Below are 381 nucleotides of genomic sequence, written 5' to 3'. Positions count from 1 at the left end.
CGTCGCAAGCTCAATGAATTCATCGAGCCTCAGTTCCTGGCCGAGCGTGCGGAGAAGATGAAGGCCAGCATCCGCGCCAAGGTCGAGCATCCGTTCCATGTGATCAAGAACCTGTTTGGTCACAGGAAGGCGCGCTACAAGGGGCTGGCCAAGAACACGGCACAGCTGTTGAGCTTGTTCGGTCTGGCCAATCTGGTCATCGCCAAGAGGTCGCTGTTGGACTGCCATGCCCGAGGTGCGTCTTGAATGTGGAAAGCGGCTTCGAAAGAGGTCAAAACGCTCGTCGTGAAGGCTCTGAATCGTGACATCGGGCACCCTTGAGGGCGCATCTCGTTGCGATGTCATCAACTCGCGCTGCAATGCTCAATGTTCAGCGTCTCC

General features: G+C 57.0%; 1 protein-coding gene. It reads left to right on the top strand.

What is annotated here, in order from left to right; translation table 11 throughout:
- On the top strand, window positions 1–246 hold a 246-nt coding region (locus QN413_RS27155), incomplete at its 5' end, for a transposase (RefSeq protein WP_323499651.1).
- Window positions 247–381 lie beyond the last annotated feature (135 nt).

Source organism: Variovorax sp. LG9.2 (genome assembly GCF_035018885.1).
Classification (GTDB): Bacteria; Pseudomonadota; Gammaproteobacteria; order Burkholderiales; family Burkholderiaceae_C; genus Variovorax.
Note: the sequence above shows the minus strand (reverse complement) of the source record. Positions and strands in the feature narration are given on the sequence as shown.